This is a genomic window from Nostoc sp. NMS9, assembly GCF_017114995.1.
GTDB lineage: Bacteria > Cyanobacteriota > Cyanobacteriia > Cyanobacteriales > Nostocaceae > Nostoc.
In genome coordinates, this window is the sequence record NZ_JABXKL010000032.1 from 239,940 (window position 1) to 262,689 (window position 22,750).

Annotated in this window: 17 protein-coding genes and 4 pseudogenes; 8 read left to right on the forward strand and 13 right to left on the reverse strand. The window is 38.8% G+C overall.

Going from position 1 to position 22,750, the window contains the following annotated elements; translation table 11 throughout:
- Window positions 1–34: 34 nt before the first annotated feature.
- The 9 genes from HWQ40_RS11830 to HWQ40_RS11870 all read right to left on the reverse strand — a co-directional run bounded on the left by HWQ40_RS11830 (window position 35) and on the right by HWQ40_RS11870 (window position 12,797).
- Window positions 35–1,168: a hypothetical protein gene (locus HWQ40_RS11830; protein ID WP_292777915.1), complete on the reverse strand. Its 1,134-nt coding sequence runs from the start codon at window positions 1,166–1,168 to the stop codon at window positions 35–37.
- 35 nt (window positions 1,169–1,203) lie between these two features.
- On the reverse strand, window positions 1,204–1,989 hold the full coding sequence (locus tag HWQ40_RS11835) for a class I SAM-dependent methyltransferase (RefSeq protein WP_292777918.1): 786 nt from the start codon (window positions 1,987–1,989) through the stop codon (window positions 1,204–1,206).
- A 35-nt stretch (window positions 1,990–2,024) separates the two neighbouring features.
- Window positions 2,025–3,008, reverse strand: coding sequence for a lysylphosphatidylglycerol synthase transmembrane domain-containing protein (locus HWQ40_RS11840; protein WP_292777920.1), 984 nt, complete (start codon window positions 3,006–3,008; stop codon window positions 2,025–2,027).
- Between the two features lie 152 nt (window positions 3,009–3,160).
- Entirely contained in the window at window positions 3,161–6,460 is a 3,300-nt protein-coding gene (locus tag HWQ40_RS11845) for a glycosyltransferase family 39 protein (protein WP_292777922.1), read from the reverse strand.
- 2 nt (window positions 6,461–6,462) lie between these two features.
- Window positions 6,463–7,653: a hypothetical protein gene (locus HWQ40_RS11850; RefSeq protein ID WP_292777924.1), complete on the reverse strand. Its 1,191-nt coding sequence runs from the start codon at window positions 7,651–7,653 to the stop codon at window positions 6,463–6,465.
- A 186-nt stretch (window positions 7,654–7,839) separates the two neighbouring features.
- Window positions 7,840–9,360 (reverse strand): efflux RND transporter periplasmic adaptor subunit, encoded by a 1,521-nt coding sequence (locus tag HWQ40_RS11855; RefSeq protein ID WP_292777926.1) that lies wholly within the window; start codon window positions 9,358–9,360, stop codon window positions 7,840–7,842.
- Between the two features lie 98 nt (window positions 9,361–9,458).
- Entirely contained in the window at window positions 9,459–10,238 is a 780-nt protein-coding gene (locus tag HWQ40_RS11860) for a 2OG-Fe(II) oxygenase (RefSeq protein ID WP_292777928.1), read from the reverse strand.
- Window positions 10,239–10,604: 366 nt separating this feature from the next.
- The gene (locus tag HWQ40_RS11865; RefSeq protein ID WP_292777930.1) at window positions 10,605–11,843 is read right to left on the reverse strand and encodes a glycosyltransferase; all 1,239 of its coding nucleotides are present in this window, start codon (window positions 11,841–11,843) and stop codon (window positions 10,605–10,607) included.
- 120 nt (window positions 11,844–11,963) lie between these two features.
- Window positions 11,964–12,797 (reverse strand): glycosyltransferase family 2 protein, encoded by an 834-nt coding sequence (locus HWQ40_RS11870; RefSeq protein ID WP_292777932.1) that lies wholly within the window; start codon window positions 12,795–12,797, stop codon window positions 11,964–11,966.
- Window positions 12,798–13,480: 683 nt separating this feature from the next.
- On the opposite strand from HWQ40_RS11870, the pseudogene HWQ40_RS11875 reads away from it, so the two are divergent.
- The 8 genes and pseudogenes from HWQ40_RS11875 to HWQ40_RS11910 form a co-directional block, all read left to right on the forward strand.
- Window positions 13,481–13,657, forward strand: a pseudogene (locus HWQ40_RS11875) (ISAzo13 family transposase); the annotation flags it as partial.
- 135 nt (window positions 13,658–13,792) lie between these two features.
- A pseudogene (locus tag HWQ40_RS11880) lies at window positions 13,793–14,284 on the forward strand (ISAzo13 family transposase); the annotation flags it as partial.
- 78 nt (window positions 14,285–14,362) lie between these two features.
- A pseudogene (locus HWQ40_RS11885) lies at window positions 14,363–14,731 on the forward strand (helix-turn-helix domain-containing protein); the annotation flags it as partial.
- 48 nt (window positions 14,732–14,779) lie between these two features.
- Window positions 14,780–14,995, forward strand: a pseudogene (locus tag HWQ40_RS11890) (transposase); the annotation flags it as partial.
- Window positions 14,996–15,121: 126 nt separating this feature from the next.
- Window positions 15,122–16,351: a tetratricopeptide repeat protein gene (locus HWQ40_RS11895; RefSeq protein ID WP_292777934.1), complete on the forward strand. Its 1,230-nt coding sequence runs from the start codon at window positions 15,122–15,124 to the stop codon at window positions 16,349–16,351.
- 111 nt (window positions 16,352–16,462) lie between these two features.
- Window positions 16,463–18,052 carry a uroporphyrinogen-III C-methyltransferase gene (cobA, locus tag HWQ40_RS11900; RefSeq protein ID WP_292777936.1) on the forward strand — a complete coding sequence of 530 codons (1,590 nt, stop codon included), beginning with the start codon at window positions 16,463–16,465 and terminating at the stop codon, window positions 18,050–18,052.
- A gap of 114 nt (window positions 18,053–18,166) precedes the next feature.
- The gene (coaE, locus tag HWQ40_RS11905; RefSeq protein ID WP_292777938.1) at window positions 18,167–18,763 is read left to right on the forward strand and encodes a dephospho-CoA kinase; all 597 of its coding nucleotides are present in this window, start codon (window positions 18,167–18,169) and stop codon (window positions 18,761–18,763) included.
- Window positions 18,764–19,005: 242 nt separating this feature from the next.
- On the forward strand, window positions 19,006–19,311 hold the full coding sequence (locus HWQ40_RS11910) for a hypothetical protein (RefSeq protein ID WP_292777939.1): 306 nt from the start codon (window positions 19,006–19,008) through the stop codon (window positions 19,309–19,311).
- Between the two features lie 635 nt (window positions 19,312–19,946).
- Here HWQ40_RS11910 and HWQ40_RS11915 read toward each other — a convergent pair.
- The 4 genes from HWQ40_RS11915 to thrB all read right to left on the reverse strand — a co-directional run bounded on the left by HWQ40_RS11915 (window position 19,947) and on the right by thrB (window position 22,729).
- Window positions 19,947–20,312, reverse strand: coding sequence for a DOPA 4,5-dioxygenase family protein (locus HWQ40_RS11915; RefSeq protein WP_292777940.1), 366 nt, complete (start codon window positions 20,310–20,312; stop codon window positions 19,947–19,949).
- 97 nt (window positions 20,313–20,409) lie between these two features.
- Entirely contained in the window at window positions 20,410–20,946 is a 537-nt protein-coding gene (locus HWQ40_RS11920) for a universal stress protein (RefSeq protein WP_292778028.1), read from the reverse strand.
- A 329-nt stretch (window positions 20,947–21,275) separates the two neighbouring features.
- Window positions 21,276–21,785: a hypothetical protein gene (locus HWQ40_RS11925; RefSeq protein WP_292777942.1), complete on the reverse strand. Its 510-nt coding sequence runs from the start codon at window positions 21,783–21,785 to the stop codon at window positions 21,276–21,278.
- A gap of 29 nt (window positions 21,786–21,814) precedes the next feature.
- Window positions 21,815–22,729, reverse strand: a complete 915-nt coding sequence (thrB, locus tag HWQ40_RS11930) for a homoserine kinase (protein WP_292777944.1) — start codon at window positions 22,727–22,729, stop codon at window positions 21,815–21,817.
- Between the last annotated feature and the right edge of the window lie 21 nt (window positions 22,730–22,750).

The following is a 22,750-nucleotide window of genomic DNA, read 5'->3' on the forward strand; positions in this document are numbered from 1 at the left end:
GCAGGATATCCATTGTGAGACTACCATCAAAAATTCAATAGTAAAACTTTGCAATTTTCTGAGCGTTTTCTTTCCACTGTGGATTACCTGTAACAGATGCCCAGTAAGCAAAAGCACGTAATGCTGACTTTCTATCTATACCTTTTACCTTACCAGAACGTCCTTTTTCCTGTCCAGCGGTGCGGGTATTGCCCTGAGTACTAATTTCTCCAGAAGGCAAGATTCTTGTCTGCTCCCATAGCAACGATTTATTAATCATCGCTACAACTTTAGGCGTTATTTCATCTTGCGGAAAGTATGTCACCCATCGCTGGGCATAAATCACACCTACCATCTGGTAACTACTGTCATGTCCATTCTTTTCCGGGTTAACGCCATCTGGACGTTGCAGAGATAAACCATCTTCAATAGACTTATGGGCGTACTCAATCAGTTCTTGATCGCCAGTTAATTTACCCGTAAGTCCTAAAGCTGTTGCAACTAAGTAACGACGATGGGTGTATGGTTTGTTACGTCTGATTCCGATTTTCCAGATATTTGGCTTAATCATCCATCGAGCTGCACGATGCACCAAAGGTTTATATTTGGCTACTTGGTCAGCATACTTTTCTGCATAGGGGGATTGTTGTATTACTAAAAGGCTACGAGCAACAGCTTCTACAAAGAAGGATGTACTGTGAAAGCGATCGCCCGTTATAAAGAAGCTACCATCATCAACTTGGTGGGCAAACCCCCAATCAAACATCTTAAATCCTGCTTCAATGGCTTGTGGATCATTCTTGACCAACCCACCAATGATTAAGTCTTCCCCATATCGCTGCTCTTCAATATACCAACTTCTTGCCTGATGACGTATCCAAAGGACGTTTGCAGCAATAGCACCATTAGGCATCATTGATTTCTGCAAACCTGATAAACGTCGGTAGATAACATTGGCGATTAAATCAGTTGATTCATGCTCAAAATCTGTTTTTGCAGAAAGTTTGATGGGAATTTGTTTATTTTCCCTTACCAATAGATGCATTCTAGCGTTTACAGTACTATTGTTATGAGTCGCACCAATAAAGACGATTTGTGTTGCTAGCTGCAATAACAATAATATTGAGAACCGAGATGCTAGATATCTCAGTGTAAGCAAAAAACTTTTTTTAGCCACAGATGTTACCATCAAATTTACTGCTACTATTCTTGTTTAGCTAGAGACTAAGCTACCAATCCTGGCTTAGTACAATAATATATATCTTCATCTGGCATCAAGCCAAATTTTTGAATATTGTCAATCCCCAATTCTTGCGCGTAGCTATCAACTTTTACTGTAAATCCAGCTTTTTCAAGCTTCTCTTTATAATCACGACCATACATTCTCATATGATCATGATGACCAAATAGCCGTTCTCTTTCTTCAGGTGATAAATCACTTGTTCCTTCCAGGGTCTTCTCTAGCTTAGGATCAAGCGGGATATGTAAAATTGCCCAGCCACCAGGTTTTAATACTCTGCATAATTCAGCCATAGCTTGCCAATCGTTAGGAATATGTTCTAGAACATGGCTACACAAAATTACATCAAATACATTATTTGGATATTGAATATCTGTAATATCCATCTGCACCATTGCTTCATTTGGTTGTAAATCAGCACTGAGGTAATTAATATTAGGCAGATTAGATATAGATTTTTTGAGAAGATATTCTGGTGCAACATGAAGTAATTCGAGTTTTTGTGAAAGCAAATTTGTTTTGTTCTTGAGATAAAGCCAAAGTAAACGATGCCTTTCTAAAGATAAACATCTAGGGCATATAGCATTAGGTCGCTTCTGAGCGCCAAAAGGTAAAAATTTTTGAAACTTTCTTTCACAGCAAGGGCAGAAAACATCGTTGCCAGCATACCAGAGTGAGCGTATATAAAGATAGGGAGTCCCTAGTTTAAAAAACAAAGAACGTTTTTTGAGAATATATGGATATATCTTTAGAAAAATAGAGCGGTTCATAAGTACCTCAGATCAAATGTAGTATATAGTGAATTTCAACGAGAAGAATTTTGCGAATCATCTGCTTGCTTAATTTTCTGGAATCCAGCAGAATCTAATAGTAAGATTACTCCTCCTGGTAAGGCTAATAGCCAACCTAGCATTGTCATGGTAATAGATAACAAAAGAGCTTGCTCTCCAGTTAGACCAATTCGATTGAACAAGTAAATCCATAAACCTTCTTTTACACCAAGACCCCCTAGAGATATAGGAATTAACGTAATTACCGCTATGATCGGAATAAAAACTAAAAGCTCCAGGTAAGAAATAGGAATTTTTAGTTGTTGAGCTATGAGATAATGATAATAAACTATAGCAAGCATTAATAAAAAAGAAAGACAGATCGATAAACCTAAAGCTTGGCGATGTTGAGCAAATTGCCTTAAAAGCATTTGGATTTTAGCAAAGCGTACTCCTAAATTTTGCAAATGTAGTTTTTGTAGCCAAGGTTCTGCTACTTTTAGTAATTGAGGACTAACAATTAAAAGCACTCCACCAACTAAAGAAATAACACAACCAAAAAAAAGTAGAATAATATCCCAACGTCCAACTACTCTTATGGCAGGAGGTAAGCCTAATATAGCTAAAGCAGATAAAGCAAAAAGCCCTGTAAATCTTTCTAGAAATACAGATACAAGTGCAGCTTCAGAATCTTTAGTTTCTTTTGTTAATCGGTAGACACGATAGGCATCTCCACCAAAAGAACCAGGGAGAAATATATTGAGAAACATCCCAGCAAAATAACTGTTGAGGAGACTAATCATCGGTACTGAATGTCCAGTGGAATGGAGTACAACTAGCCATCGCCAACAACTCAACCATTGACACGCTGTGTAATAAATTAGAACACAAGCAACAAATGGCAAAGATAAAGTCTGAAACTGTTTCCAAGTTTTAGCAATATCTATATGAGTGAATATTAAGATTATAAGTCCTAGACTAATAACAGTTTTAAAAAGTACTATTGGTTTGATTTTCACTATAAAATCCTCATATCTATAACATCCGATTTGATTGGTAAAATTACTTGCATAGGTAGTGCATAGAGAACACTTAATAGGGTAAAAAAAGATAATATATTATGTAATAATTTGTCAATTTCCCAAAAATAAAGAAGAGTCATATAAAAGTGTTAGTAAGCTCCTAAATCCTTACCTTGATTAGATACACTACTTGGTATTCCATCTTCTGGTTGCCAGAGCCTTAAACGAGTTCCGAAGCTATTTAGAACTGGTTTACCCAAAGTTGCAATATATGTCCAAGTTTCACGGTTGAATCTACCTTCTCTAGTATCTTCCAAATGAATCCATACACGGTGGGAGCTTTGTAAAACACGATTTAATTGGTCTAAATTACTAATTACCGTTGCACCAGCCCAACGGTCAATTAACTTACCTTCATGCCAATAAACAGCATCAAAATAGCCAGTACCCATTAAGAAGTAATCAAGTTTACCTAATTTAATTACTGCCAATGATGGTAGAGGAGAGAGAACTATATCAGAAGGCTGTTTATGATCATGGATATATTCAAATACAAACGTATTATTTCTATTGATAGCCTCGTTATATCCAGCTAAGATTCGAGTCGGTTGTATATCGATAAAAAATATAATAAAAACTATAGCCAAACTAATAGCTTTTAGTGGAATCAAATCATTCAAAAGAGACTGTAATTTTCTACCATAAGTTTCTATTATAGAAACTGCGCTGTAAATACCTAATAAAATGAATAATGGATAAACTCCATAGACATATCGCTCATTTAATCCATAACTGATAATTGTAACTATCAAAATTTGAATAAGAGTGCTACTAAATAGAAAACATAATTGATAATTATTTTTTCTGATAAAGTAAATAAATCCCACTAAAAAGAAAGCAGTATAAGTATTTTGCAATCTGTCAGGACCAATAAATAAATTGGAAATTAATAATGTGATATCTGAAAAGTGCAATCTCAGATAATCATTTGTACTATCAGATATAGCGGACAGAGGAGTTAAAAGGCGGATAGCAGCAAAACCAAGATTATATATAAAAATAGCTAAAGTAACTATACTGCCTAAAATTATATGCCAATCTTTAGATAAGCTAAATGGGCGATAAAAACAAAGGAAAGCAATTAGGAATACTGGCAATAGAGTTAAGCTAATCTCTTGAGTTAGTAAGGTTAAAGTAAGAGCAATAAAGAAAACATATTGATAACGCTTTCCAGATTGTTCAATAAAACCTTTAAAGAAAGACCAAAAAGATAGAATAGTTAAGCATTGTAGAACCTGATAAAAACGAATATTGCGTGAATACCAAAGTTCCCAAGAGTTGATAGCTAAAATTGCTGTTACTAATACAGCAATCCAAGCCTTTCCAGTAAGCTGACGAGCAAAGATATAAACTAAAACTAGAGTAACTGTACCCCAAATCGTAGATAGCAAGCGAGCATTAACTATAGAATCTCCCACTACTCGTAACCAAAGAGCTAGCAAGTAATGATAAAAAGGGCCACGAGTATACCAAATACTAGAAGTAGCTATAGGTGCGCCTGTACGAAGAATACCCCTAGCAGCATCTAGGGAAGTATTTTCATCGGCATCCAAATCTATAAAACCAAGGTTATAAACCCTTAGCCCAAACCCTACACTGACGATGAGGATGAGAAATATCCACTCGCCCCAAATAGGCCATCTCTGCTGTATAAGATTAAATTTGTCTTGCAATACTCGGATTGGTGATTGTTCCCGTCTCTGCATCAAAACGAAAATGTAGGCAAGAATCGCTGCTACAAACGCTAAACTAAAGACAAGAAAGACATTTCCACCCGATGCCAAGCTGAAACTAACACAAGCTACTAAACCCAGTGAGAACCAAATAAAAGATAGAGGTAATTTATTAATTTTTCTATTGACGCGAATGTAAACTAATGTCAATACAATTATGGCTGTAAATCCAAACAATATTACATAGTTGCTTTGCGGTTGGGCAAATAGTAAACCAACTTCTGCTTCTGCAAAGCGGTGTTTTAGTAAACCAATAGCTGCTAAAAATAAAGTACTTGGTGAAAGTATTGCAGATCCTGCAACAAAGTTATCCCACCAACGATTCCCATATCCCAGCCATAAACCTAAAAGTGAAGCATAAATTACTGCAAAGACAACTCCTCCTATTAACCATAGACTTTGATGCCATAAATAATTAGGGTAATTGAGCAGATAGGCATTACCTTCAAAGTTGCGTTGGAAAGTTTCTGCTTTAGGTTTAGCTAAAAGACTTACAGGTTTATCCTTACCTACACCTTCTGTCCATCTAGATACAGGTTGATTTAAACCTTTCCAAGTATTATCAGTGGTAATTTCGCCAAGAATTTTGCCTGTTGTTGTTTCTGCCCATCCATCGAGAAAGAAATTAAGAATATTATTAGGGCTAATAGAATTAGTCCCTGTTGATACGGTATTTAGTGAGCTAATTAAGCTTACAGCTAATGTATTATTTCCAGGTTTGAGAAACCTTGTAATTTCTAAAAGATGGAGTTGGTTACTATTTTCGTTTCTGTAACTATTAACAAGATTGCCGTTGATTAACAGAGAATATGCACCTTGCCCAGCAAATCGAATGTAGGCGCGAGAAATCCGATCTGTTGGTATTTGCCAACTACCTCTGAGCCATGCTTGCCCTTCAGAACTTTGATTTCCTGCAATCCAATTCCCCTGTAGAGGACGGTCAAACAAATTTTTACTTAAGCGACTGTAAGTTGCTTCTCGAACTGAACCCAGTACCTTAGCTTCTGGCCAATTTTCATCTGAAAAATCTTGGTCAAACCATTGGAGAGATTGACGAGTTTCTGACAGATTAGAAACTCTCCAGGTAGTTTCTCCCGTTGACAAACTAATCGCTGTAGCATCATCTGTAGGATAAACAGCTCCCTCAACAACTACACGAGGATTAGTTTGTCCCTTTTGAACTTCTAATGCAATAACATTTTTACCTGGGCGTAAATGATGAGTTATGTCTATATAAGCTGTTAATTTCCAGTCATTGGAACTAGCCAGTAAATAATTGACTGATGTTTTAGTATTGTAATGATTACTATCATTAATGTCTTGAAAAGGTATTCTCAATCCTGCACTTAATCCAAGAGAATTATTGAGAACACTATTTTCTCTTGCTATAGCTCTGTTATTTACATATAAGGTAAAGTCATTATCAGCACTTATTCGTAGCCAAGCTGCTATTGCATTATTAGGTAAACTGAAAGTATTACGTGTATAAAAACGGTAATTAGGTGTTTGAGGGGCAATCCATTGGGCTTGTTGTGACCAATTTACGCGCTCTAGAGAAGTAGGTATTTTCTCCCAAATAGAAAACATCAAACTTCCCAGTAATAATCCTAAAGCTAATATCAACCCCAATGGCAACCAACGCTCTGAACGTTCCATTATTATTCCTCTACTCCTGATTCATCCCAAGCTTTGGTGTCAACCGATTGACGGTATCTTTCCCAGGTTTTACTAATATTGCCTTTGTTATATTCAGCCCAAGTTAGATGGACATAGGCTTGTCCCATTAAACCAATCCCTGGTTCTTGAAAGTACTTCTGCCCATTTATGATTTGTTTAGCAACTTCAGCCGATTTCTGAAATTCTCCATTAACAACCCTGGCTAGCATCAGGTCATATAAAGCCTCAACATGACCCGGAAATATGCTGAATGCTTTTTCAAAAATATCTGCTGCTGTGCCCGCATTTCTAGTATTAGGTTCGTTGAAATAATTAACACCTCTATTTAAAGTGGCTGCCACCAAATATCCTCTTACTAAAAAGCGGTTAGGTTTAATCTCTAAAGATTTTTTAAAATAATTCTCTGCTTCTAGAAAATTACTATTTTTATAATTTTCTAGACCCTGAATGAAATTAATTAATCCTGGTTCGGCAACATCTGTATATAACTCTGCTCTGGCCAGACGCTCTAAAAACTCTTCATCTCCCTGCAAAGGTGGATACAATCTTGTTAAAACTTGGCTGGTGTTTACTACTTGAGAATATTCACCTTTGGCAAACTGCACATTTAATTGATAATTAACAATATTAAAATAAATATGAGAGCCTAAAATAGCAGAAAATAATAGTATGCTCACAGGCACTAATATTTTCATATCTTTAGTTAGAGAATTGATTCCCTGCTGTTCGCAGGCTAGATAAAGGCCCATTAGGCAAATCAGCACTCCAATCAGGCTGAAGCTCCAACCTTGTCCAATAAAAGCAAAAAAACTATTTTTATAACCAAATCCTTCAAGGATAACTTTATCCCATGATGGAAGTTGAAAAAATCGGCTATCCTCAATTTTTATGCCAAAACTAGAAGTAGGAATATCTGGATTATCTAAAACTATATTCTGTTTCCATTGAGCTTGAACTTCTGAAAAATTTTTATCTACATGAGATGATACTTTTTCTCCCTGGTTATAGTATTCTGCTGCAACAAAAGATACAGCAGGTGACCAAGTTGTAATGAAATAGGGAAAAAATAATATTGGTATTAATACACCCCAAAAAACTAAGCGTGGAGCTTGTCGAACATGAAATACAAAAGTGTAAGTAAAACCTGCGATCGCACACAAAGCTAATGGCACTCTCACAGCATTTGCCGAAAATAGATTTGTACCGAATGCTTCTAGGGTTTCTGGAGGTAACCGATACCAAGGATAGATGGCTCCTAGTAATAGTAAAATAGAGCCAATTAACAGAGTAATCCTTTCTCGATTAAACCAATTAGTAAAGGCAAAAAATCTGTAAGTCCAATAACTTTGATTCATCTGTTAATTTCTCTCTGCGATTGGCAATGATGCAGATTTGGTGTTTAGGCGATCGCCTGGATTTAAAGCTCTAGAAGAAGGCACTACCTGTTCTCCTTCTTTTAAACCTTCTAGCACTTCTCGTTGATTATCAAATACCCTACCTAACTTCACTTTTTTGACAATAGCTTTGCCTTCTTCAGCAACCATCACCATACCCTCACCAGCAGACAAATGTGTAACTGAACTTTCTGGTATGACTAAACTTTTTATGTTTTGCTCAAACTTAACGTAGCCTTGCAATCCTGGAGCCATTTTTAAGTCGTTAACCGCAACCCAAACAGAATATGTGTACTGTCGATCAACTCCAATTTTAGTAGTTTTATTTGCCTCAGTTTTGACTGTGGGGTTGAGTTGAATCACACTTCCTTCAAAGGTTCGTCCTGGATATGCTACTAACCGAACTGTAGCCTTATCGCCAATTTTGACAGAATTAAGTCGCGCTTGATCAATATAAGCCTTGAATACAGTATTTTGAGTCACAGTCATTAAAGAATCACGGTAGCGTGAATCCGCTAATTCACCAATATGGATATTGATTTGGCTAACTAATCCATCTGTACTGGCATAAATTATTGTCCTATTTAAGTCTCTTAAAGACTCTTGAAGTTCTATTCTTCTGTTATCCAAGGCTAAGCGAGCATTCGCTAATTCTTTATCTAAATTATCCTGAGTAAGTTCTAAAGCTTGTTTAGCAGATATGAATTCATTTTGCCGAGTAATTGAGAAATCTTGATTAGTAAAACGTTGAGTTTCAGTATTCAAAACTCCTTGTTGTGCTGTTATTAATTCACGTTTGCGAGTGGCGTAAACATCTTGCATATCATATAGCTGAAACTTGGCAATTGCTCCTTGCTCAGCTAATAATTTCACTTGTTTGAGTTTTTCTCCAGCTGTCCTTAATCTCACTTTAGCAGCAGCAATATTATTTTTGTATTCATCATCTGCTAAATTATCAATTGCTTTTAGTCTAGTATTTGCAGCATCTAGCCTAGCTTGAGCTGACCTAAAATTTGCTTTTAAATCTAATAATCTTCCTGGTACAGTGCTTTGCAAAGTTTGAAGATTCTTTTGAGCCGTGGTCAGATTGTTACGTGCTGCATTTACACTATCTTCAAATGGACTTTGTTGTAACTGGATCAGAGGTTGACCTCGACGTACTAACTGCCCTTCTGTCACGTATACTTTTTCTACTTTTCCCGATACCTGAGAGCGTACGTCTACTTGTTGTAAAGGAACTGATTCACCTGGAGCGGCTAAACTCTCTTCTAAATTTGTGAGAGCTACTGGGAAAGTCTGCACTTGAATGGGTTTGCCTATCAGACGTTGCATAGATGGATAACCAATACTGGAAGAATAAATTCTTGACTCTGGATCTTTTAAAGCAGGTAAAAGAACATTTACTGAAAGAACCCCCATCAAAACTAAGGGTGCTAATACCAGAGTAGTCAAAACTCCACGAGATAAAAAAGGTCTGAGTTGCATTACTTTCTTAATAAAAACAGTATTGACATAAGAAAATTTACAAGTTACTTTAAAGCATAATTTCTAGTCCTATTTGGAAGTTTTTACTACATCAACTGTTAACTACTTTTACTGACTTGCCGTTTTATCCGAGCTTTTAATACTGTGATGGAATTGTAAAAATTGGCTAGGCTATATTTTAAACCAGAGCCTTGTTCAGGTGCAAAATTTGTTAGATGTCTAGGTGGTAATTTCTGAAACAATTCTTCTTTGTATAAGGGAACAAGAATTGATTTACGAGTTAAACCATCAGGTAGTTTCAATTGGCTGTAACCATGATAAGTAGTATCATCTGATTGCATAATAATGCAGCGATTAAACCGAGGATAAATCTGATGGGTTACCCCTTTCAATCCTGATTTTAATAAAAGTTGTCCTCTAAACTCTTCTTTCCAATCTTTAGTTAAATAGATAATAATATTTAAACTATGTAGCCAGTTATCTTTTAATTGATGTAGATTGAAGTCTGTGTGTATATCTAAAAAGCCGCCGTTGAGACCAAGATGGATATCTCCACATAATTCACGGTCAACAAATAAATCTTCATTGACAATTTCTTTAATAAACAATCTTAGTCTATTAGAAGTTAATTCTTCATAAAGTTTTTGAAAAGAATCAGATTTTCTTTTCCGAATTCCTAGCTCATATTTCTTAGCAAATAGATAATGATGAGAAAGATTCATCTCAAAAATATCTGGAAAATCTTGTACCAAAGCTTCTGCTAAAGATTCATCTAAAAAATTGTCGATGACCACATAAGAAAAGGGAACTGCATTATAATACAACACTGCCCAATCTTTGACTCTGTTATATACATTTGGATTAATTGCACAAGGCATAATACTAATTCGTAATTCGTAATGATGCTCGTTAGTGGGACTTAGACAAAAAATAGGCAGAAAAAACACTCAAATGTATATACAGAGAGATTTTGACATCGTTTTGCCTAGTTTATTGATATATCTGGGTTTCAAGCATTTTTGAGCCTTTGGTATATTTTCCTTGCCCTGTATGGGTTTGAGGCTTATTTCTGCCTCAAAAATGTTTAAGTCCCGTTAGCATAGCGTTTCTGACAGGAGAAAAATCACTAACCTTGCACTAACGTAATCCGTAGGTTTTGGGTCTGATTCCTTCTCGTCTATATGTGATTTGTTTCAGTTGATTCTAAATCCTTGTCTGAAACTGTTTTGAATTTTTTAACTGTCTTATAGGTTAGGTTTTAGCTGCTCTTCGGTAGTGTTCAAAGCTCTGTTTATTCCCAATGCTGTAGCAAATGTTTGCTGCCACAGGGGAGTAATCTTAGACCAGCTAAAGCGACTCTGCACATCTTGAAAACCTTTGCGCCCCATTTCACTGGCTTGTTCAGGATTCGCTAATAGTCCTATAATTGCCTTAGCTAGAATAGATGGGTCTTTTTCTGGTACAAGTAATCCAGTTTTGCCAGACCTAATTACATCTATAATTCCGCCAACGGCACTAGCAATTACTGGCTTTTCATGGGCTAAAGCCTCAATCATCACAATGCCCAGGCCTTCTGTATCGCCTTTGCTATCTATAATCGCAGGCAATACAAATATATCGCAGGAAGCGTACTCGTCTGCCAGTTCTTCTTTAGTAACAAAGCCTAAAAAATCTACCACATCTTCTAAACCTAGAGCTTGGCATTGCGCTCTGATTTCTGACTCTAAAATGCCTTTCCCAACAATTCTCAAACGGACAGGCTGATGCTGCAACACAGTAGGTAGTGCTTCTAATAGATACCGCAGCCCCTTGCGTTCATCTAGCCTACCGACAAAAAGTAGTCTGGGATCTGCTCCTTCAGGACGAAGTTTTGAGGGTTTGACCTCAATTGTCATTCCATAGGGAATGATAGTGACTGGTCTATCATAAAGTTTGCGGATTAATCCTTGCGTAAACGAAGAATTAGCTGTGACGATCGCACTCATTGGTATCATCCAGCGTAAAACATTTGCTACAAAGCCAAACCTATTTGCCAACAGGAGTTCAGCACCATGAAAACTGAAAACCATCGGAATGCCTAATACTCTACTAGCAGGTAATGCCATTAATCCGTGTGGAAAAGGCCAGTGAACTTGTAATAGGTCTGGCTTTTCTTTGCAACACACCCAAAACAGCTGGCAAGTTCCCAGTAAAATGTATAAAGCAGCAACAAACAGATAAAGAGGCTGACGCTTGAGTTTAGTAGGCGCACCATCTCGAACTAGATTTTCAAAACGTTTGAGGCAGTAACGAAAACGATAAACCTTGACTCCATCCAATATGCAAGATTTACTACCTTCATAGGCGGGAGCAAAAACTGTAAATTTTATTTCTGGTTGTTGCAATCGCACAATAGCCTCTCGAACAAAAGCGCCATGATTGGCATCAACAGTTTCGGGATAGACTGAACTTATAACGAGGAGGTGTTTACCTTGAAAAACCATAGTGTCTGTACTACCTCTGTCAAAATGGTCGGGAAGCAATTAACGGTTCTATTACTGCCTCAAACAGTACGAAAAGCTTATCTTACAAGTATTTTGAACTTTTAATTACATGTAGCGGCACTAGCCACCTGCTTCTGTTTTAATCTGCATATAAAACTCTTCTCGACCAGCGCAAAATCCCACTTTAGTGGCTGCTAAAATTGCTAAAAAATAGCGCATCGGTAGAATTGGACGGTGTTGAAAGTAAAACCACCACCAAGTTTTAGAAAAGTCGATCGCAGACGAAACTAAGCGCTTGCGACCAAACTTACTCTTACCTGAAAAGCGGGGATACCAAGGTGTTGGCACCTCAGTAATGCGATGCCCCTTTGCAGCTAAAATGGCAAGAAGATAGCGGTGAGTAGTCACTTCAACCTGTAAGTCTACTAGTAAATCCCGACGTACCAGCTTAATCCAGTTCATATCGTGGATCTTGAGTCCAAAAGCTAATTTACAGGCAGTGTTAGCAAACTTAGATGCCAAAATTTTGCCATCTCCCCGTTGCTGTCGCCAACCTGCAACACCATCTATTCCTGGTTTACAAGCATTCAACAGTAATGGAATGTCGGTTGCAGGATCAGACTCCAAATCAGCTTGGCTCCAACAAATCCAGTCTGTTTTGACATTGGCGATGGCTGTCTTCCAAACTTCAGTTACCCCTCGTATCTGGGGATGACGAATTACTTGTAAAAAAGTGTACTGCCTAATTAGCTTTGCCAAAATTTCTTGACTACTGTCTGTGCTGCCATCATCAATTATTAATACTGGTAAGGTGAAGCCAATGTTTTTAAATGCTTTTTCTACAGAAAGCAGCAAAGGCTGCAAATTACCTTCTTCGTTATGGGCAGGAATCACAACCGTGACAGAACGACTCTCAGCAGGCATCGGTGAGAAATGTACTTCAGGCGAAATCATAGCTATTTCCTTAATTTCCTAGAGAAGAACGCTGCTCTTGCTTGCCGGCTGGACAGCGCTATTTTACTTAGTTGTGCGAGTAAGTGATAAACTTGCAGTTCAGCACCATCTATACTATGAACTTATTTTCACAGCAGCTAAATTACCTGTTTGGTTTTAATTTAATGGCAGTTTTATTTGGGTTGGTTATAATATCACTAACCCTGGTTTCCTAGGGAACTGGACACCGTTCTTGCTTGCCGGCTGGGCGGTGCCCTTAATTTTGCCATCATCAATTTCTCCTTATCTTTAAAAGCGTAGCTGTTTATACAGACAAGTAAATATTCTTCAAAAAATTGTCAAATTTTGCTAATAGTTTGTCAATTTTGTTTTTTTTTTGACTGTAGTTATTTAAATACCACAATCTACAATGAGATGTTAATACTCTTCACGATATCTTCATATTATTACAAAATTAAAAGATTTGAATGATTAGAATACGCCTTATAACAGTTTGAGAAGCAAATATTAACAGTCTTAAATATTAAGAGAACTCCACAGAATGATTGATCCTATGATCAGAGAAAGATAATTTCAGTGTGCAGCCTACCTCATGTCTCCAAAATCTGTTATTTAACTCACCGAGAACCTAAAATCTCTTTACATCAAAACAGCGAAAAAACTCAAGGGAAGCGACCGACGACTCTTTAGTAGACCCACAAACTCAAACTGACCCCAGCTTTAAGAGTACACGCTTATATACACGCATGACTGCCAGTGAAGTACGTCGTCAACTAATTGAATAATTTGGTTACAGTGACAAAGAACTACCTTCATCAGAGACAATTCGACGACGATTGAATGATTTGGGTTATACCTTAGACCTCTTGCAAAAATCCTTGAATCACCCCTCCCCAACCCTCCCCGATGTGTTGGGGAGGGGGCAAGATTTCAAGTTTCCCCCCAATATATCGGGGGGATTAAGGGGGGTCTATTCGACTTATGCAAGAGGTCTCTTAAAACGAGTTCTTAAAACCAAGCCTATCAAGAAGATTCCAGAAACAGAAGCCATTTTTGAACAAGTCGAGCAAATTAATACGCTTTGCTGATAATGACCCTCATACTCTCCGGATATCCGTTGATCGAAGGTGGCAGTCAAGATTGGAGAATTTGACTGAGGTGGTAAAACTCGAATGCCAACTACCTCATTAGACCACGATTTTCCGACCGAGACGACTCTGATTCCCTACGGCATTTTTATACCTGAGTACAACGAGTTATTTTTATTCTTCGTTTCTTCCAAATTAACTGCTGATTGTATTGTTGACTTGCTTGAAAGCTGGTGGCAAACTGTCAAACACCGATTTGCTCATATTCAAAAACTGGTAATTAATCAGGATAATCTACCGGAAAATCATTCTCGTCGCACTCAGTTTCTGAAACGGATTGTAGATTTTAGCACATCATCTCAACTGACGTTACAACTTGCTTATTATCCGCCGTATCATAAGTAATTAAACAAATTAATTACACAAATAAATATACAATTTAAACTAGGATTAGCTTAAATGAAAATAAGAGTTTCAATGATTTTTTTGAGAGAAATCAATCCGCTTTCGCTGAAACTGTTGGAGCGCATCTATCGCCAAAGTCAATATCATCATGTGCGTCAAAGAGCACATTTATTAATTTTAGTCTGTCAGGGAATAGAGTTAGAAGAATTAATGACAATATTTAATGTTAGTTCCAAGACAATATATAACTGGATAAATCGTTGGGAATCAGAGGGAATGGTAAGACTGTATAATAAACCAGGAAGAGGTAGAAAACGAATATTTAAGCCAGAACAAGAAGCAGAAATTAGAGAGTGGGCGGAACAAGAGCTAAGACAATTAAAAAAGACGCTACAAAAAATTAAATCATCATGGGATATTGAAGTTAGCACTGAAACCATTAAAAGAATATTAATAAATTTTTATATGAGTTGGCATAGAATGCGACGAGATGTTGGAGGAGAGCCAGACCCAATAGAATACAAGGAAAAATCAGAACAAACCAAGGGCTTTGTGTTGCTCAAAAAACGTTGGGTGGTAGAGCGCACTTTCGGTTGGTTGATGGGGTGTCGGCGATTGGTCAGAGACTATAAGTTACTACCCAAAACATCGGAAACGTTTATCTATCTTGCCATGATCCGTATTATGCTAAGGCGATTGGCTTAAAATTTGACTTCCTAAAACTTTTCAAACAGCCTCTAAGAGTAAGAAAGGGCTGAAATGGGGTATTTTAACGATCGCAATTAGCCGAACTTGATATTATATGTAAACCAAGCAGGTAAGGTAAGAAAAATGCTGAAAAACAAGAATCTACTGATAGCAGCTATTATCTGCTTGTGTTTGAGTAATGGGAATACTGCCTTTGGTAAAGATGTTGGCGTTATTTTAGCAAAAATTCAAAACTCTACTCAGTCCGCAGTTATTCGGAACAAAAACGCAGTTGCTAACTTTGAGCAAGGAAGCAATCTCTATAAACAAGGAGATTTAAAAGGAGCAGAGGCGGCTTTTCGGAAGGCAATTGAATTAGAACCCAATTTTGCACAAGCTTATATTGCCTTGGGAAATACTCTCGACGATCGAGGTAAACCACAAGAAGCGATCGCTCAATACAATAAAGCCATTAGCCTCGATCCTCAAGACTCTAGAGCATATTTTAATCTAGGTTTGACTTTAGCAAGACTAAATCAGTTAGAACCTGCGATCGCCCAATATCAGAAAGCCATCAGCCTTGAACCCAAGTATGCTGAAGCTCACTATAACTTAGGAAATGCTCTCTACGCTCAAGGCAAACTCACAGAAGCAGTTACCGAATATACAGCAGCTATTCGCCTCAAACCAGACTATGCGCCGACTTACACGCGTTTAGGAAATGCTCTGTACGATCGAGGTGAGCTAGCAGAAGCAGTTACTCAGTATAAAAAATCTATTAGCTTCGATCCTAACTATGCAGACGCTTACTATTACTTAGGAAACGCCTTGTACGCTCAAGGAAAGCCAGCAGAAGCAATCGCCAACTATACCGAAGCCATTCGCCTCGCTCCGAAAAATCCAGCAGGTTATAATGCCTTGGGAAATACTCTGTACGCTCAAGGCAAACTAGAAGAAGCGATCGCACATTACAAAAAAGCCATCAGCTTCGCTCCCAACTATGCAGACGCTCACTATAATTTAGCAAGTGCTTTTTACGCTCAAGGCAAGCTAACAGAAGCAATCGCTGGCTATACTGAAGCGATTCGTCTCGATCCCAAACACGCACAAGCTTACACAGGTTTGGGAAATGCGATGGACGATCGAGGTAAACCTCAAGAAGCGATCGCACATTACAAAAAAGCCATTAGCCTCGTCCCCAACGATGCATTCACTTACTATAATTTGGGAATCACTTTGGGAAGACAACAACAGCCAAAAGAAGCGATCATTAATCTCAAAAAAGCCAGAGAATTATTCCAAGCTGAGAAAAACAAGGAGATGATTGAGCAAGTCGATCGGCTAATCCAAAAAATTAATACCCAAACGAATTGAATAAAGGGCATGGGGCATGGGGCATGGGGCATTGGGCATTGGGCATTGGGCATTGGGCATTGGGAGCAGGAGAGCAGAGGAGAATAACTACTGACAAATGACAAATGACAAATGACTGAAGAAAGGGGTAAAGTCTACCTCGTAGGTGCTGGGCCTGGAGATGCAGCATACCTGACAGTAAAAGCTTACAAACTCTTAGCTGCTGCTCAAGTGTTAGTCTACGATGCTTTAGTAGATGCTCAATTATTGCAGTGCGTACCAGATGATTGCCTGAAGTTAGATGTCGGTAAACGCGGTGGCAAACCCAGTACAAGCCAAGCACAGATTAACAAGTTACTGGTAAAGCACTGTCTGCAAGGAAAACAAGTTATACGCCTCAAATCAGGCGATCCGCTGATTTTTGGGCGTTGCACTTCCGAAATTGAAGCTTTGAAAGCATCCAGTTGTGATTTTGAACTAGTACCAGGAATTTCCTCAGCCCTTGCAGCACCTTTATTGGCAGGAATTCCCCTAACAGATCCGGTTTTAAGCCGCACTTTTGCAGTGCTTACAGCTCATGAACCAGAGGTTTTAGACTGGGAGGCGCTGTCACGCTTAGAGACACTGGTAATTTTGATGGGAGGGCAACATCTAGCAGAGATTGTAGATCAACTGGTGCGACATGGGCGATCGCACTTAACACCCATTGCCATCATCCGTTGGGCAGGAACTCCCGATCAACAAATTTGGACCGCGCAACTGGGCAATATTCTGGAACAAACCGCCGGATTACCCCTTTCCCCCGCAGTAATTGTAATTGGCGAAGTTGTTGGGCTACGTAAGTACTTACAACCTGAGAAAATAGATTGTCAGGATTCGACTACAGCCAAAACTTTTAGCCCCCCTGCTATGTCAAGCAATTTCCCTCTATCTCCCCTTACTGGTAAAATGATCTTGGTAACACGTTCAGTTAGCCAATCGAGTCAATTTAGCGATCGCCTCATTGCATCAGGTGCAACAGTCATCGAAATGCCTACCTTAGAAATCGGCCCGCCCTCCAGTTGGGAAGCTTTGGATCGTGCGATCGCTCATTTATCTGACTTCGACTGGTTAATTCTCACTTCTACCAATGGCATAGACTACTTTTTTGAAAGGCTAACTACCCAAGGTAAAGATAGCCGTGCCTTAGCTGGCATCAAAATTGCCGTCGTTGGTGAGAAAACAGCCCAAAGTCTCAAACAACGCTCTCTGCAAGCAGATTTTATTCCCCCCAACTTTGTTGCCGATTCTTTAGTGGAAAATTTCCCAGATAAATTAGATGGTAAAAAGGTGTTATTTCCCAGAGTTGAAAGCGGCGGTAGAGAAGTTTTAGTTAAGGAATTAACTCTCAAGGGAGCAAAAGTGATAGAAGTTGCGGCATATCAATCTTGTTGTCCTAGTAGTATTCCACCTGCGGCAAAGTTAGCTCTCCAAAACCGCAAGGTAGATGTGATTACCTTTGCCAGTTCTAAAACCGTACAATTTTTCTGTCAACTTACTAATAATATATTTCCCAACAACTCTGATGCTAGCCAAGTCTTAGAGGGAGTTTGTATTGCCTCTATCGGCCCCCAAACATCCAAAACTTGCCATGATTTATTCGGACGTGTGGATGTAGAAGCCCAAGAATATACTTTAGATGGTTTAACCCAAGCACTGATCGCATGGGCGACAAATTCTTAGATGAGGGAGAAATCAATTCAAAATTCAAAATTCAAAATTCAAAATTAAAGAACTTCTGCCTTCTGCCTCCTGCCTCCTCTTTCCCAATGCCCAATGCCCAATGCCCAATGTCCAATGACAAAACGTATAATCGGCTTAACTGGAGGTATTGCCACAGGCAAAACCACTGTCACCAATTATTTAGCTAGCACTTATAACCTGCCGATTTTGGACGCAGATATTTATGCTAGAGAGGCAGTATCTTTAGGTTCGCCTATTTTGGGTGCGATCGCTCAACGTTACGGCGAACAAATTTTATTACCAGATGGCAGCCTCAACCGCCAAAAGCTAGGTGAAGTTATCTTTAATCGTCAAGATGAACGCAACTGGATAGACAATTTGATTCACCCTGATGTGCGCGATCGCTTCCTCAAAGCAATTGCTCAGTCTTCGTCACAAATACTGGTGTTAGTAGTGCCTCTATTATTTGAAGCTGGGATGACTGATTTGGTAACAGAAATCTGGGTAGTGCGTTGTTCCCAAGAGCAACAACTACAAAGATTGATACAACGAAACCATTTAAATACAGAACAGGCACGAGCCAGGATTAACAGCCAATTATCCATCGAAGAAAAAGCGGCTCATGCAGATGTCGTTTTAGATAACTCTTCTACCCTAGAAGTACTACTGAAGCAGATAGATGTAGCTCTAGTCATGACAAGTAGTGACTAAATTATATTGATATTAAAATATATACATATATGACATTTTCAAGACATAAAAAGCTTATTAATTAATACTAGATAGTTAAGCAAAAAACTTATATCTCACCAAATCTCGTCCAACAGTTAGGTGATTTTACAGTTGAATCTGCGGTTAATAGTACTGTAAATTTAAAAGAATCGGCTTTTAAATTAATTATAAGTTCTATTTTTTAAATGTTTTTAAGTGCCTTCTCTTCAATCAGAACAGGTATGAACTTAAGTTTTAGTTTTTTAAATAAATTAGCTCTGGTTATCTCTCCAGTAACAGAATTAAAACAAAAGAATAAAATCCATGATTACAGACAACAACTTTGTGGAGGCGACTACATATTTGAGCGCCTCAATGAAGGAACAATCGGGTACATGACTGGAGTAGGGAAAAGCGTTAAAGCTTGCGATCGCATTATTTTACGAGAAGGTTGTGAATCTTATCAATATCAAGTTGAAGAAATTGATTACTACTCCGCTCCATCTGATATGTGGATAGCTTTACTCAAGCAAATACCGAATGACTAAATATTAAAGTCAACCAGTTGCTTCAGTTCTAGAGTTCAATACAGTTCAGAATGAGCAACAAAATCTTGATGTAGAGACGCTATAAATCGCGTCTTGAAATGCTCTCTTGATACAATTATCCTCTCATCAAGGGGGAACTGAGTAGCAACTTCTTTTTGATCAATTACATTTCTTAAAAGATTAGTTTTTACTATTGTGCCACTCGGGTCTTGCCAGTGTTCTAATTTCCACCAATGCTGCCAATATGAAATCTTATTAATTTTTTCAAAAATATTTCTGTAATGTCCAATTGGGAAGGTAAACCAACTTTCTCCTGCGTCGCTAACGCTGCGCTAACAGCAGTCGCTCATGGGGGAAACCCCCTTTGCGTAGCGTCTCGTAGAGAAGACCGCGCTGCTTCACCAAGTTGCAATCTGCTGTAGCTTAAGTTTTAGTCATGGTCTGAGCCTCGACTTTATGCATTTTTCCTTTATTACACTTGTAGCAAACCGCTAAAGCGCCTACGCATAGGCTGAAACCTAAAACCTTTATTGATTAAGAAATTGGACTTTTTCAATTTCACCAGAATTAGTCACAATAGAAAAAGTTTCACGCCTCAAACCAAAACTTTTACCCAACAACGTCGTTTACTTTCCTTAATTGGATAAAGTCGGACTAAGCTGTTGAAGAAACTCAATATTCAAATCTAGCTTTTCTCCTAACCATAGGGAATGAACTGCGTGGTCTGCCACAGCATTCCCGGTCTCAGGATGGACGAGAATATCCAATCCCTCACGATTGAGCATTAACCAAGGAACGACTTTATCAAACTGATTCGGTAAGAAAGCAACTTGATACATCGCTTTTGGATGGGGCCCGATGGGCTTGTCAAACCAGCGTCCGAGTTGCACGTCAAACCTAGCGCCTAATCCTTCGCGTATACGCGCAGCTACATCCTGACTCGCAGGATCGAAGTAAACATGTGCATGAAAACCAGCGATTTTGCTAGTATCTTCTTTCATAGATCCACTTTTCGCTCTCAACTATAATTTTGCATAGCATCACGCCAAAGTTTTGCCCACTCTAATTATCCAAGTTAGATGTGGAATAGCTTAGTAGTTAGTTAACGCTGAAAGCGCTTGTAGTTTCTTTGACAACTTCATCTATTTTAGGAGTAATTGAAAGATGCACAACATGCACTGAACAAGGAGCATGGTGAAGAACGTAGTTACTCACACTACCGAGAAATAGTTCCATCAACCGAGAATGACCCCTACGCCCCATAACAATTAGGTCAGCGCCACAACTATGCGCTAAATCACAAATAATGCGACCAGGATTACCAACATTTTGTGTAAATTCCGTAGTCACGCCTGCTGTGTTTGCTTGAGCACAGAAAGATTGCAACATCTGGATTCCTAAATTTTTAAAGGTATCCCACTGTTGTTGGTATAACTCAAAGCTTTGATTGGCCAATCCTGGATAGTAGTCCATATTAGACAGCATAGGTACATAAGGACTACCCTCTTCTTCAGAAGATAGGACATGAAGTAACATTAAGCTAGCTTGTGTTAACTTTGCTAAATCCAATGCTTCCTCAAAAACCTGTTGCCCTATTTCCGAGCGATCTAATGCAACTAGAATCTTTTTAAACATCATATAGACCTCCGATTTCATTGGTTATTGGTCTTTACGGTTTCGGGTTTCCAGATGCTGGATTGTCAAAATGACTAATCCCTCAACTATGTTTAGCGACTTCTGAATTTTAAATCTCTTAAAGGGTTTCGCCCTATATTTATATTTATAGCAAAACAATTTGAGGAATTTGTGAGGAAAGCCAGCATTTATCTTTGAGCATCCCATTTTGGGAGAAATATCTTTGGCCCCTGAGCCTAAATCCCTCTCTCAAAGTTGCTATGCATTAGTCACATCTTTCTTAAAATTGCTGTAAATATGTATTGCATACCAACGAAAAGGGTAAAGCATTAAACAATCCGGTTGACAATTGTCCATACTTCCCCATCAGAGCGGACATAGGGAACGGAGATTGTTTTAAAGCCTGTAATAAAGGGCTTGTAATAAATCTGCCAATACATTGGACTCAGTTGATTGGCACAAGCCTTAAGAAAACGGACTTCTGCGGCCAGTTCACTTGCTAGTTGATTAATGCGTTGAGCATGTACCTGAGCCACTTCTTTCGCTTCCTCTAGCTGCTGCTGTTGGATAAGTTGTTTGGATTCACCTTGCCAACGCACTAACTTACCTTGTTTTTGTTTTATCTGGGCTTCCAGGGCGACGATCGCTGCATCTATGCCTTGGAGTTCAACTGATAATTGGGCATTTTCTCTGGCTTGACGGCGGTAAGCTTCCACCATTGCCTGGGGTGAATCATTCTCGCCAGAGATGACATTATTAATAGTGAGTGCAGCGCGTTCTTCTAAAAGAGCCTGAATTTGAGAGTTAAGCGCCGCTATTTCAGCCTGAGTTTGCTGCATAAATCGAGTTTTAAGTGCTGAGTAAAATATTAAAAGCTTTTTGCGCCTTGGGTATCTAGAGAAAGCGATCGCACCTCGGCTGTAATTCCTTCTTCTTGCCAAGCAGCTAACATCGCCGCCTCCACAGCCTTTGAGTGTAACTTATCCGCCAAAGCTAACAGTGTCGGCCCCGCACCACTAATCACCATACCATAAGCACCAGCACTAACGGCTGCAATGTTGAGAGCATCATAACCAGGAATCAAAGCTTTGCGATAGGGCTGATGCAATCGATCTTGTAAAGCTGTCTTTAACCATTGTCCATTACCAGTTTCCAAGCCGCGTAACAATAAGCCCAAATGGGCTGTATTGAAAATCGCATCCGCACGACTCACTTCATTTGGAAGAACGCCCCGCGCTTTTGAAGTGGAAAGTTCAAAATTAGGAATAGCCACAACTGGGACAACATCTTTATGCCAGGGAACATCACAAATTTCCCAACCTGCGCCACTGGTAGCAGCAAGACGACATCCTCCCAACAAAGCTGGAACTACATTATCAGGATGTCCTTCCATTGCGATCGCTAACTCCATCACCTGTGACTGACTCATAGGCGCACCTTCGAGTTGATTAGCAGCAACCAACCCACCAACAATTGCTGTCGCCGAACTACCCAAACCTCTCGCCAGTGGGACACCCAATTTAATCTCTATTTTCACAGTCGGCGGCGTCTGCTCTATATGTTGATAAAACTTGACAAACGCTTGATAGAGGAGATTGCTCTCATCAGTTTGGACTCGTTTAGCTTCTGTACCAGTGACATTAATAATTAACCCACCCTCTTCTAGGCGAGTGAACTTGAACTCGTTGTACAGCTTTAAAGCTGCACCGATGCAATCAAAACCAGGCCCCAAATTCGCAGTTGTGGCAGGAACGGTAACAGTGATAGCAGAAACAACAGACATTGGCAAAACTCACTAATCATC